Genomic DNA, 12,437 nt, shown 5'->3' on the forward strand with positions numbered 1-12,437 from the left:
ACAATAAATGTAATTAATTATTGTGAAAAGACATTTAATCTTTCATGTGCTATAATATCACAGTTAAACAATTGAAAAAAGAATATGGAGTGGAATAATGACAAATTTACGTCAAGATATTCGTAATATCGCAATTATTGCTCACGTTGACCATGGTAAAACAACGTTAGTAGACCAATTATTAAAACAATCAGGGACTTTCCGTTCAAACGAACGTGTTGAAGAACGTGCTATGGACTCTGGTGATATAGAGCGTGAACGTGGAATTACGATTTTAGCTAAAAATACTGCAGTAAATTACAATGGGACTCGTATCAACATCCTTGATACGCCTGGACACGCAGACTTCGGTGGAGAAGTAGAACGTATCTTAAAAATGGTAGATGGCGTTTGTTTAGTTGTCGATGCGTATGAGGGTTGTATGCCGCAAACACGATTCGTATTAAAGAAAGCGTTGGAACAACGTTTAACACCAATCGTTGTTGTAAACAAAGTAGATAAAGATTCAGCTCGTCCTCTAGAAGTAGTAGACGAAGTATTAGAATTATTAATCGAGCTAGGTGCAGATGAAGATCAATTAGATTTCCCGGTTGTTTATGCTTCAGGTGTAAACGGAACTGCATCTTTAGATCCAGATCCAGCAAACCAAGAAGAAGACATGAAGTGCTTATTTGAGAAAATTATTGAAGCTATCCCAGCTCCAGTAGATAACTCGGACGAGCCTTTACAATTCCAAGTAGCATTACTTGACTATAATGACTTCGTTGGTCGTATTGGTATCGGTCGCGTATTCCGCGGTAAAATCTCTGTAGGTCAACAAGTTTCTCTAATGAAATTAGATGGTACAGTGAAGAACTTCCGTGTAACAAAAATCTTTGGCTTCTTCGGGTTAAAACGTGAAGAAGTTGAAACAGCAATTGCTGGTGATTTAATCGCGGTTTCCGGAATGGAAGATATTAACGTTGGGGAAACAGTTTGCCCAATCGAGCACCAAGAAGCGTTAACACCATTACGCATCGATGAGCCAACTTTACAAATGACATTCTTAGTTAACAATTCACCATTCGCAGGTCGCGAAGGGAAATGGGTAACTTCTCGTAAAATCGAGGAGCGTTTACGTGCTCAGTTACAAACAGACGTATCACTACGCGTAGAAGATACAGATTCACCGGACGCTTGGACAGTTTCAGGTCGTGGTGAGCTTCACTTATCGATTCTAATCGAAAATATGCGTCGTGAAGGTTATGAATTACAAGTTTCTAAACCTCAAGTAATCATCCGTGATATCGATGGCGTTAAATCTGAGCCAATCGAGCGCGTTCAAATCGACGTACCTGAAGATTCAGTAGGATCTATTATTGAATCAATCGGTACTCGTAAAGGTGAAATGCTTGATATGGTTAACAACGGTTCTGGACAAGTACGTTTAATCTTTAACGTACCAGCACGTGGTTTAATCGGTTACACAACTGAATTCATGTCGATTACAAAAGGTTTCGGTATTATTAACCATACATTCGATCACTATGCGCCAGTAGTTCCTGGTAAAGTAGGCGGACGTCACCAAGGCGTATTAGTTTCAATGGAAAATGGTAAATCAACAACTTATGGTATGATGGGTATCGAAGACCGTGGTACATTATTCATTGAGCCGGGTACAGAAGTATATGAAGGAATGGTTGTTGGTGAAAACAACCGTGACGGTGATATTACTGTAAACATTACAAAACAAAAACAAAAAACAAACATCCGTTCAGCGAATAAAGACCAAACGAATGTTATTAAAAAGCCTCGTATTTTAACGCTTGAAGAAGCATTGGAATATTTAGGTGATGACGAGTACCTGGAAGTAACTCCAGAATCAATCCGTTTACGTAAACAGATTCTTGATAAAGGTGAACGTGAACGTGTAGCGAAAAAGAAAAAGAGCGCTGAGTTAGAAGCTTAATTGGCGTCATTAAGGAAAGGTTGAATGATGTTGAATATGATGGCTGTGTTTGGTAGCTATTTTAATTTAGTATTACTGGCAACTGTATCTACAAATGAAAGTGATTACGTATTTAATCGTATGTCCGGAATTACAAGATATTTATACGAAAATTTACCTAGCTACCAGGTAGCGGGCTATGCAACATTTGTTCTTGTATTCCTTATGTCGGCAATTGTATACAAACTTGGCTTTGCAAAAAAACTTTCATTCGGCAGAAATGTCGTCATTTATGCTTTCCTGTTTATAGGATGTATGGTGTTGACATTTTTGGCTCTATTCTTACCGATGATTGAAGGTTTAATTGTAGCTGCGTTAATTCTGATCGTCTATAAATCACGTTTATGGCGTGAAAAACGAGAAGAAGCGAAACAAGTAAATTAATAGAGAGGGGGGTGTGTTAATTTAGACACATTCCCTTCTTTTTTTAGGCAATTTAATTGAAAACGCTTTATTCGGAGCGTTATAATTCATAATTGGGGATAATAACTAAAATGGAGTAGATGAAAATGAATTTTACTAAAAAGCAAATTTTTATCATTGTTGGTTTAGCGCTAATTATTATATCTTGCGTTATTTTTATACCTGCAGTATTATCAGCGAAAAATGAGGATAATGCAGCAGCTGAATTAAGTGCAATTTATAACGATCAATTTGTTGTTACAAAATCTACGGCACCTGCAATAGGTGATGATTTTGAAGTGACGGTCCAATCGGAAACATCAAAAACAGTGTATGATTTTGATGTGAAAGATGGTAAATATTATGGTGAATATTATGGGGAAAATGTAAATGTGAAAGTCAATGAACTAATCCAACCAATCGTTGGGACAGAGATTTTAGTTATGTCGAATGTATTCCAGGAAGACCTGGAGGAAGAGACAGCAATTGAAGATGTGAAAGCGAAAAAAGCTACTGTGCACTTATTAGTGGATGAGGAAATTTCAGAAGCAAAAGCACAGCAAATTGCAGATGTTCTAAAAGCGCAATTCGGTGAAATTCCTGTGGCGATTGAAGCATATGTCGTTGACGAAGAACGTGTTTTTGAAGGGGTAAAAACAGAAGTATTAAACTTCTTCCAGTTAAGTAAAATTACCGGAAAAAGCTTCGTCGATTTCAAATTCCACGAACAGTCTTTTGACTATTGATCATTTCGTTTAACAAGGAAAACCTTTAAAGGAAACAGAAATTTTATACTCAAAAAAACCATTTTTCTCATTGAGAAAAATGGTTTTTTGGTATTCCGAATCATATTTTAAAATTCTTCATCAAATTTGGAAGAAGTTCGGAAAAAGCGGAATTTTCCTGTTGCTACTCGTTTATGAGTATTTTCGGTAATACGTTCCGAACATGTTGAGCACATAAACGTATGGATGGGACGATTGCGTAATTTTTTCGCTAAAGGTAAATCGTTTGGTAGTTCATGTAGTGTATCGCAAATGACACATTTTACACGCATGACGAAATCCTCCTATTGAATACGAATCGCACGCACATTTTTTATTGGATTTTCTAAATTTGAACCATCTGCAAATAGTACATGTACTGGTCCATCTTCTAAAAGAGGTTTGCCTTCTTGGCTGAATTTGAAAATGAAACTTTCAGCCTGCTGTAGTGGAAAAGCAAATTCCTCGCCTGTTGTACATTCGAAAACAACTTCGTTCGCACCGTCTGCAATTTCGGCATTTTTCAAAAATGGTTTAATTTCCATTCCGAAAGTGCCGGTCATCATGCCTTTACGGTCAAATTTACGTTCAGTTTTCAATGTTGGCGGAAATACGGCGCCTTCCATAATTTCTCGTGACCAGTGTGCACCCATTTCACGTAAATATTTTTCATTATTTTCTTCAACTTTTTCTGAAACAAAATATGTATTCAGATCCAGTTTACGATCATCAAAAATCCATACAGTAGGATCTAATGTTAGTTCAAATTTAACCGCGCCTTTAATTGGAATGATTGTTTCGGTCATTTGTCAGTCCCCCTTCACTATGTTCCTTCATAATTATAACGCGATTCCTCATAGAAAGAAATATAATTGAATTGAATGCAAAACATACAAAGACACTTGCATTTTTGAATGTAAAAAGATACACTTTACTAAGATAGAGTCGAAGAAATATCATAGATGGGGGCGTCCTCATGGATACGAAAGCACAAGCTTCCTTTCAGGAAAAAGCATTAGAGCTGTTAACTGCGGATGCAGACAAAATTGCTCGATTAATTCGCGTACAAATGGATAATCTGACAATGCCATCTTGTCCGTTATATGAAGAAGTTTTAGATACACAAATGTTTGGTTTATCGCGCGAAATTGAATTTGCCGCGAAACTCGGGCTGATCGAACGTGAACAAGGCAAGCAAATTCTCGATTCATTAGAGAAAGAGCTTTCTTTATTACATGATGCGTATACAGACAAATAAAAGAAAACTCAAACGCTACATTGCGGTTTGAGTTTTTTTTTCAAAGATGAGGTTTTTAACATGAAACAATATTTTAAAAATTATTTTCGCAATTTTGATTATGGGTTGTTGTTCGTTTACATTTTGTTAATGTTATTTGGACTTGTCATGATCTACAGTTCGAGTATTTGGGTTTCAATTATTCAATATGATGCAAATCCGAATTTTTACTATAATCGCCAGCTCGTCAATATAATTTTAGCGTTAATTTTGTTTACAGTTACTGTCATTACGCCCTATAAAAGATTATCCAGTAAATCTATATTAGGTCTTTTGCTGACAGTTATGTTTATACTAGAGTTATGGCTTTTAGTAGCCGGCAAAAATGTCAATGGATCGAAAAGTTGGATAAGCCTATTTGGTCTCATGAATTTCCAGCCATCCGAATTTGCCAAACTCTTTATTATAATTTTCTTTGCAGGAACTTTTTACCGTAAAAGTGTAAACCGTGGCTCGATGCAGCTGCTAACATTTGATGATGTGTCCTATCCGCTCGGCATGTGGCTGTTTATCGTACTTGTAGTCGGTTTTGAAACTGATCTCGGTGCACTTGTTATTATTGTAGCCATTGCACTTGTTGTTGTTATTACGAGTGGACTTAGGGGTAAAACGCTCGGGCGGATTTTTGGACTGCTCTCGGCACTCGGTGTTGTCGGAATGATCGGAATTTTAATCTTTAAATGGGACACGGTTTTCAACGCAAGCCGAAGAGGCCGTATTACTTCCTTTTTGGATCCTTTCAGTGATCCGCTTAATTCCGGATATCATGTTGTCAACGGTTATTATGCAATTGGAGCGGGAGGTTTGGAAGGTCGAGGGCTCGGGCAGTCGATTCAAAAGCTTGGGTATGTACCTGAACCGCAAACCGATTTTATTATGGCGATTATAGCCGAAGAGTTAGGGATTTTAGGTGTATCAATTGTTATTCTTGGCTTAGGCTTTATTGTGATGCGCGGTTATTATATTGCGATGTCAACAAAAGATCCGCTTGCACGAATGTTAGCGGCGGGCATTTCTACATGGATAGGATTACAGACTTTTATTAATTTAGGTGGATTATCGGGACTTATCCCGTTAACCGGAGTAACGTTACCTTTTATTAGCTATGGCGGTACTTCTATATTATTGCTCTCAGTAGCAATGGGGATACTTATCAATGTATCCACACATCACAAATTGGAAAAAAGAAAGTAATTGGGGGTTAGGGAGAAATGAAGTCGATTCAAAAGATTTTAGTTGCAAACCGAGGCGAAATCGCCATCCGTATTTTACGCGCCTGTAATGAGTTACATATTAAAACAGTGGCAATCTATTCTCGTGAAGATAGCGGATCTTACCACCGCTATAAAGCAGACGAGGCCTATATCGTTGGTGTAGGTAAAAAGCCGATTGATGCTTATTTGGATATTGAAGGCATCATTAAAATTGCAAAAGAAGCAAATGTGGATGCGATTCATCCTGGTTACGGTTTCTTATCGGAAAACGTAGATTTCGCGCGTCGTTGTGAAGAGGAAGGTATTCAATTTATTGGACCGACTTCTAAGCATCTTGATATGTTTGGCGATAAAGTTAAAGCGCGTGAGCAGGCAGTTGCTGCAGAGATTCCGGTTATTCCAGGTACGGACGGTCCTGTAGCAAACTTGCAGGAAGTTGAACAGTTCAGTGAAGCATATGGCTTCCCGATTATGATTAAAGCGGCTCTTGGCGGTGGCGGACGTGGAATGCGTTTAGTTAATTCCAAAGAAGAACTGCAATCCGCTTATGATCGAGCAAAATCTGAAGCGAAAGCCGCATTTGGCTCGGATGAAGTATATGTGGAGAAGGCAATTATTAAACCTAAGCATATTGAAGTACAAATTATCGGGGATACTCACGGTAATATTGTCCATCTCTATGAACGTGACTGTTCAATTCAACGACGTCATCAAAAGGTTGTGGAAATTGCACCGTCAAATTCAATTTCCGATCAGCTCCGCAATGATATTTGTGACGCAGCTGTTAAGTTGATGAAAAATGTTGGCTACATTAATGCAGGTACTGTCGAGTTCTTAGTTGCAGACAATCAATTTTATTTCATTGAAGTAAATCCGCGTATTCAAGTTGAACATACGATTACGGAAATGATTACCGGTCTTGATATTGTGCATGCACAAATTAAAGTAGCAGAAGGACTTGACCTTCATTCAAAAGAAGTAGGAATTCCTGCACAAGACAAAATTCCGCTGTTCGGTTACGCAATTCAGTCTCGTGTAACAACGGAAGACCCAGCTAACGACTTTATGCCGGATACAGGAAAATTGATGGTATATCGTTCAAGTGGCGGCTTTGGTGTTCGTCTGGACGCAGGAAATGGCTTCCAGGGTGCTGTTGTAACACCATACTACGATTCCTTGCTTGTAAAAATTTCTACTTGGGGCATGACATTTGAAGAAGCTGCGGCAAAGATGGACCGAAACTTACGTGAATTCCGTATTCGAGGTGTAAAGACGAATATTCCGTTTTTAGGGAATGTTGTAATACACGAAAAATTCATAAAAGGCGAGTTTGATACGAGCTTTATCGATACGACACCGGAATTGTTTGAATTCCCGGAACGTAAAGACCGTGGAACGAAACTATTAAACTATATCGGGAATGTCACATTAAATGGATTCCCGGGTGTTGAAAAACGAACAAAGCCGATTTTTGTACAGCCGGATAAGCCAAAAATAGATATTCTTATTCCTTCTCCAGCAGGAACAAAGCAAATTCTTGATGCGCAAGGTGCAGATGGACTTGTGAAATGGATTAAAGAACAGGAAGATGTGTTACTGACAGACACAACATTCCGTGATGCACATCAATCATTGCTTGCAACGCGTGTGCGTACACAGGATATGCTTGAAATTGCAGACGAAACTTCCCGTTTAATGCATGACTATTTCTCACTTGAAATGTGGGGTGGTGCAACGTTTGATGTTGCATACCGTTTCTTAAGTGAAAACCCGTGGGATCGTTTGGAAAAACTTAGAAAGAAAATTCCGAATGTTCTGTTTCAAATGCTGTTACGCGGGGCGAATGCGGTAGGTTATACGAACTATCCGGATAATCTGATTCGGGAGTTTATTCAGGAATCCGCTTCTTCAGGTGTGGACGTTTTCCGGATTTTCGACTCGCTTAACTGGATTAAAGGAATGGAAGTAGCAATTGATGAAGTGCGTAATAGCGGAAAAGTTGCGGAAGCGGCAATCTGTTATACAGGCGATATTTTAGATGACAGCCGTGCAAAATACACGGTTCAATACTACAAAGATATGGCACGTGAACTGGAGGCAACAGGCGCGCATATTCTGGCAATTAAAGATATGGCAGGACTACTGAAACCGCAGGCTGCATATCGACTTATTTCCGAGCTGAAAGATGCGACTAGTCTGCCAGTCCACTTGCATACACATGATACGAGCGGAAATGGAATTTACTTATATGCGAAAGCAATTGAAGCGGGTGTTGATATTATTGATACAGCATTAGGTTCGATGGCTGGTTTAACATCACAGCCAAGCGCCAATTCATTGTACTATGCAATGAAAGGTTCTGAACGTAATGTACGTGGCAATATTGAAAGCCTTGAAAAATTGTCGTACTACTGGGAAGATGTTCGTAAATACTATATTGATTTCGAAAGCGGCATGAATGCACCACATTCTGAAATTTATGTACATGAAATGCCTGGCGGTCAGTACAGCAACCTGCAGCAACAAGCAAAAGCAGTCGGCTTAGGTGACCGCTGGGATGAAGTAAAGACAATGTATTCCCGTGTAAATCTAATGTTCGGTGATATTGTAAAAGTAACACCGTCTTCTAAAGTGGTAGGGGATATGGCGTTATTTATGGTACAAAATGATTTAACGGAAGACAATATTGTGGAGCGTGGACAAACAATAGATTTCCCTGAATCTGTTATTGAGTTTTTCCAAGGTTATTTAGGACAGCCACATGGCGGATTCCCGGTGGAAATTCAGAAAGTTGTATTAAAGGATCGTACGCCTATTACAGTTCGCCCGGGTGAATTATTGCCGCCGGTCGATTTTGATCAGCTGACAGCAGAATTAACTGAAAAGTGTGGACGAGCACCATCTAAACAAGACGTATTGGCATATGCGCTTTACCCGAAAGTATTTGAGCAGTATATTGATGCTGTGAATGCATTCGGCGATGTTTCGGTACTTGATACACCTACATTCTTCTATGGTTTGAAGCTTGGCGAAGAAATTGAAGTAGAAATCGAAAAAGGAAAGACACTGATTGTTAAGCTTGTATCAATCGGCGAACCGCAGCATGATGGAACACGTATTATCTATTTTGAACTGAATGGCCAATCTCGTGAACTGGTAATTCAAGATTTAACGGTTGAAGTTGACGGAAGCATTGCTTTAAAAGCAGATCCTGCCAATCCGAACCAAATCGGTGCAACAATGCCGGGTACTGTTCTTAAAGTTGTGGTAAATAAAGGAAGTACCGTAAAACGTGGCGAACATTTACTCATTACTGAGGCAATGAAAATGGAAACAACAGTCCAAGCGCCAAAAGACGGTATTGTAAAAGAAATCTATGCAAAAGCAGGAGACGCCATCTCAACAGGCGATCTGCTTATTGAATTAGAATAGAACACGTATACGTCTACCTGGATTAATATGAAAAGCGCCGCAAATTTTTATTTCAAATTTGCGGCGCTTTATTTTTTTGTTTTTTGATGAAAATTATTGTTCTTCGCTATGGCGGACGCTTTCCAGGGCGCACGGGGCCAACACGAAGCTGATCACAAAAGCGTTGTCGAGGACATGTCGCTCCTAGCTTTTGTTCCAAGTCTCCCACACATGCTTGTTCCCCTAGGAAGCTTTGAGTCACTCTTCTCAGATACTGCTTCGCTCTGCAACGAAAGGCGAAGCCGGCAGCTGCACTCGCCGCTTCCGGACCGAACAAGTAGTTCATACTACTGTATAAAAATCCAAAGTGAATTTGAATATAAATATTTGCGCCCTACCAATTCGGTTATTCCACCAAAATCCAACAAATGAAAAAGAAAGACTGCATTTAGCAATCTCCCTTTTCTAGTAAATTCTATTCAATTTATTTAGACCTTGAGACCAGCATGATCAAATAACATAATAAACCGAATAGAAGTGTGATTAATAACGAATGCATTAATGAGACGAATAAGTGAAGTTTTAATAGGACTACGAGCATGCCGGCAATCACTTGTAAAATGACCAGTGAAAGGGCAATTGTCCAGCCCCAGAAAATTATCCGCTGATTTTTGTAGTTTCTGATAACATGGACAGCAATATAGGCAATCCAAATAACGAAGACCAACACTGCAAAACGGTGTCCCATCTGAACCCATTCATACATATTGTACGGCATCGTCAATGGCTGATCGTTACGGCAGAACGGCCAGTCCGGACAAACAAGACTCGCATCGGTATGACGTACAAGAGCCCCTGTATAAACAACTACATATGAATATAAAGTAACGCAAATAGTATGTATTTTTAATTTCCTGCTCATGTACAATCGATCGGCATCAAATTTTTTGTCGACTTCAAATACAATCAAGGTTAGCAGCAGTACTGCCGCAAATGAGATTAATGAAATCCCGAAATGTAACGCTAAAATAAAGTCCCCTTGTCCCCACAATACTTGGGCGGCTCCAATGAGGGCCTGAAGAGCAAGGAAGAATAAAGCCAAAAACCCTAAAAGCTTAACTTCACGAATATGGCCTAGTGCGCGCCATGTCCAAATAACGAGAATGAGAATGAAAATGGATACTGACCCTGTTACAAGACGATGAGAAAATTCTATTAATACTTCGGTGGTAATTTCTTTCGGTATTAATGACCCGTTGCAGTCCGGCCAGTTTCTACCACAGCCCAAACCGCTGTCAGTCTTTGTAACTAGTGCTCCACCTTGAAGGATGAGCAACATGCCGAGGGTAGATAAAACAGCAAACCATTTTAAAAATTTGTAATATTTTTTATGCATAAAATAGCTCACCTACTTTAATTTTCGCTTCGCTACAAAGAGCGTCTCTAATTTTAGATAATAGCGAAAATATCTGAAAAATACAACCGTATTAAGGATTGGATTGTAAACGCAACCATTTTTTCACAAATTGTTCATAAATTTTTCTTCTTGCATTCACAAATTTTGGCAAAAAATACATTACTATATAGTTGTTGAAGGAGATTTCTGCATGTTTCGTCATGTTTGATGTGAAGTAGTTTGAAATTTCATGAAACGTCTAGAAATCCTATCCAAATTTAGATATAGTTATGTTAACGGAATATGCTTACAAATTTGAAAGGAGAAGTAAGTTATTGGACTCTTTTACCAAAACCCGTCGAACTATAGATATTTTTAGCACAGTTATTCTTTAAGTTTTCTTGCACTTATAAAGATAGACATTGGTACTTCACATTTACGAAGACTTAAAGAAGAATTGAATGTTTTCTAGATATTTGCTTATTTTTCTAGCAAAATAGTTTAAACTAGAAGTTAGTAGTGAAATGGGATATAAGTAAAAATGTCTCAATAATTACAATATCCTGCTTGTTGCGTAAGCGGATTTTTGTAACCGATAGCAGTGACTGCTGTCAGCATGTGGGGACTTATAATTTTCTGAGCCATACCATTTAAGTGAAACTTTACTCAAATATATTAGAATTTTCCCAATCGATCTATAAGTTTTTTTACTGGATTGGGAGAACGGGAGACTAATCAATATTTGAAAATAAAGTGGAGCAGCAATTAGTGGGCGGCTAATTAAATCGGAATTCTTTCAAGTACGGTATTGCGCTGTACAAGAATTCACATAGACATAACCGCAGTCCTGGTTACACATTAAAATACAACAAAGAAAGAGGGGTTTATTAAGCTATGATGAAAGGGCTTAAAAAATGGCGTTTATTCTCGTTATTAACAGTAATGACAGTATTCCTTTCAGCATGTGGTGAAGAGTATATCTCGACGCTTCGTCCATCTGGTCAAGTCGGAAAAGAGCAATTAAACATCTTATATTTATCCATAGCTATTATGGCTTTAGTCGTAATTGTCGTATCGACAATTTATTTAGTTGCTTTCTTTAAATTCCGCCGTTCAAAAGTTGGCGAAGACCATATGCCGAAGCAAGTGGAAGGAAGCCACACGTTAGAGGTGATTTGGACAGTTATTCCAATCATTTTACTATTAGTCTTAGCTGTTCCAACACTGCACTATACGTATAAATTTTCGAATGTCGCTGCAATGGAAGAGGTAGACGAGAGCGGTAACAAAACTGCACTTACAGTAAATGTTACGGCAAAGTTATACTGGTGGGAATTTGAATATCCAAACCAAGGAATTATTACAGCACAGGAACTGGTTGTTCCTACTGATGAAAAAGTATACTTCAACTTAATCGCATCTGATGTAAAGCACTCTTTCTGGATTCCTGCTATTGGCGGTAAAATGGATACGAACGTTGATGGTATCAACAAATTCTATTTACAGTTTGATAGGGAATCAGCAGGGCTAAACGATGGTGAAGGTGTGTTCTATGGTAAATGTGCTGAGTTATGTGGTCCTTCACATGCTTTAATGGACTTTAAAGTAAAAGCACTTGAACCGGAAGCGTTTAACGCTTGGGTTACAGCAATGCAGGCTACTGAAGGTGCTACAGCGGATAAAGAGTCGTCTGATTTAGGTGAAGCAACGTTCGCCAATTCCTGCTTGGGATGTCATGCAGTATCCGGAGTTGCGGGAAATGGATTAGGTCCTAACTTAACAACTTTCGGTGATCGTAACCGTGTTGCTGGTTTCATGGAACATACAGTAGAAAATACGACTGAATGGATTCTTGATCCTGAACCGTATAAACCAGGTAACACAATGACAGGTAAATACGATGTTACTCGGGAAGAAGCGCAAGCAATTGCTGAATATTTAATGTCGTTATCAGTTGAAAAGTAAT

The 12,437-nt window shown here is 38.7% G+C and carries 10 protein-coding genes; 7 read left to right on the forward strand and 3 right to left on the reverse strand.

What is annotated here, in order from left to right; translation table 11 throughout:
• The first annotated feature begins 97 nt into the window (after positions 1–97).
• The 3 genes from typA to MKZ25_RS04180 all read left to right on the forward strand — a co-directional run bounded on the left by typA (position 98) and on the right by MKZ25_RS04180 (position 3,135).
• A complete protein-coding gene (gene typA, locus MKZ25_RS04170) occupies positions 98–1,948 on the forward strand; it encodes a translational GTPase TypA (protein ID WP_340800283.1) in 1,851 nt (616 codons plus the stop codon).
• 24 nt (positions 1,949–1,972) lie between these two features.
• A complete protein-coding gene (locus tag MKZ25_RS04175) occupies positions 1,973–2,371 on the forward strand; it encodes a YlaH-like family protein (protein ID WP_340800284.1) in 399 nt (132 codons plus the stop codon).
• Positions 2,372–2,496: 125 nt separating this feature from the next.
• Positions 2,497–3,135, forward strand: coding sequence for a fucose permease (locus MKZ25_RS04180; protein WP_340800285.1), 639 nt, complete (start codon positions 2,497–2,499; stop codon positions 3,133–3,135).
• Between the two features lie 107 nt (positions 3,136–3,242).
• Here the strand turns inward: MKZ25_RS04180 and MKZ25_RS04185 are convergent, their stop codons facing one another.
• Together MKZ25_RS04185 and MKZ25_RS04190 are read right to left on the reverse strand one after the other, a co-directional pair.
• The gene (locus MKZ25_RS04185) at positions 3,243–3,446 is read right to left on the reverse strand and encodes a YlaI family protein (RefSeq protein WP_340800286.1); all 204 of its coding nucleotides are present in this window, start codon (positions 3,444–3,446) and stop codon (positions 3,243–3,245) included.
• Positions 3,447–3,458: 12 nt separating this feature from the next.
• Positions 3,459–3,959, reverse strand: a complete 501-nt coding sequence (locus MKZ25_RS04190; RefSeq protein WP_340800287.1) for a peptidyl-prolyl cis-trans isomerase — start codon at positions 3,957–3,959, stop codon at positions 3,459–3,461.
• A gap of 170 nt (positions 3,960–4,129) precedes the next feature.
• Here MKZ25_RS04190 and MKZ25_RS04195 point away from each other — a divergent pair, with 170 nt between their 5' ends.
• The 3 genes from MKZ25_RS04195 to pyc are packed head-to-tail and all read left to right on the forward strand — an operon-like array spanning position 4,130 to position 9,096.
• The gene (locus MKZ25_RS04195; RefSeq protein ID WP_008403446.1) at positions 4,130–4,411 is read left to right on the forward strand and encodes a YlaN family protein; all 282 of its coding nucleotides are present in this window, start codon (positions 4,130–4,132) and stop codon (positions 4,409–4,411) included.
• Between the two features lie 60 nt (positions 4,412–4,471).
• Positions 4,472–5,644 (forward strand): FtsW/RodA/SpoVE family cell cycle protein, encoded by a 1,173-nt coding sequence (locus MKZ25_RS04200; RefSeq protein ID WP_340800288.1) that lies wholly within the window; start codon positions 4,472–4,474, stop codon positions 5,642–5,644.
• A 17-nt stretch (positions 5,645–5,661) separates the two neighbouring features.
• On the forward strand, positions 5,662–9,096 hold the full coding sequence (pyc, locus tag MKZ25_RS04205; RefSeq protein ID WP_340800289.1) for a pyruvate carboxylase: 3,435 nt from the start codon (positions 5,662–5,664) through the stop codon (positions 9,094–9,096).
• Positions 9,097–9,559: 463 nt separating this feature from the next.
• Here the strand turns inward: pyc and MKZ25_RS04210 are convergent, their stop codons facing one another.
• Positions 9,560–10,471, reverse strand: a complete 912-nt coding sequence (locus MKZ25_RS04210; RefSeq protein ID WP_340800290.1) for a COX15/CtaA family protein — start codon at positions 10,469–10,471, stop codon at positions 9,560–9,562.
• A gap of 894 nt (positions 10,472–11,365) precedes the next feature.
• Here MKZ25_RS04210 and coxB point away from each other — a divergent pair.
• Entirely contained in the window at positions 11,366–12,436 is a 1,071-nt protein-coding gene (coxB, locus tag MKZ25_RS04215) for a cytochrome c oxidase subunit II (RefSeq protein ID WP_340800291.1), read from the forward strand.
• The last annotated feature ends 1 nt before the right edge of the window (position 12,437 follow it).

The sequence above is a fragment of the Solibacillus sp. FSL W7-1464 genome, from assembly GCF_038004425.1.
In the GTDB taxonomy this organism is placed as follows: Bacteria; Bacillota; Bacilli; order Bacillales_A; family Planococcaceae; genus Solibacillus.

Excerpts from the sequence above, each read along its gene's own strand:
- typA (WP_340800283.1), top strand. The coding sequence starts at position 98 with ATGACAAATTTACGTCAAGATATTCGTAATATCGCAATTATTGCTCAC.
- MKZ25_RS04175 (WP_340800284.1), top strand. The coding sequence starts at position 1,973 with ATGATGTTGAATATGATGGCTGTGTTTGGTAGCTATTTTAATTTAGTA.
- MKZ25_RS04180 (WP_340800285.1), top strand. The coding sequence starts at position 2,497 with ATGAATTTTACTAAAAAGCAAATTTTTATCATTGTTGGTTTAGCGCTA.
- MKZ25_RS04185 (WP_340800286.1), bottom strand. The coding sequence starts at position 3,446 with ATGCGTGTAAAATGTGTCATTTGCGATACACTACATGAACTACCAAAC.
- MKZ25_RS04190 (WP_340800287.1), bottom strand. The coding sequence starts at position 3,959 with ATGACCGAAACAATCATTCCAATTAAAGGCGCGGTTAAATTTGAACTA.
- MKZ25_RS04195 (WP_008403446.1), top strand. The coding sequence starts at position 4,130 with ATGGATACGAAAGCACAAGCTTCCTTTCAGGAAAAAGCATTAGAGCTG.
- MKZ25_RS04200 (WP_340800288.1), top strand. The coding sequence starts at position 4,472 with ATGAAACAATATTTTAAAAATTATTTTCGCAATTTTGATTATGGGTTG.
- pyc (WP_340800289.1), top strand. The coding sequence starts at position 5,662 with ATGAAGTCGATTCAAAAGATTTTAGTTGCAAACCGAGGCGAAATCGCC.
- MKZ25_RS04210 (WP_340800290.1), bottom strand. The coding sequence starts at position 10,471 with ATGCATAAAAAATATTACAAATTTTTAAAATGGTTTGCTGTTTTATCT.
- coxB (WP_340800291.1), top strand. The coding sequence starts at position 11,366 with ATGATGAAAGGGCTTAAAAAATGGCGTTTATTCTCGTTATTAACAGTA.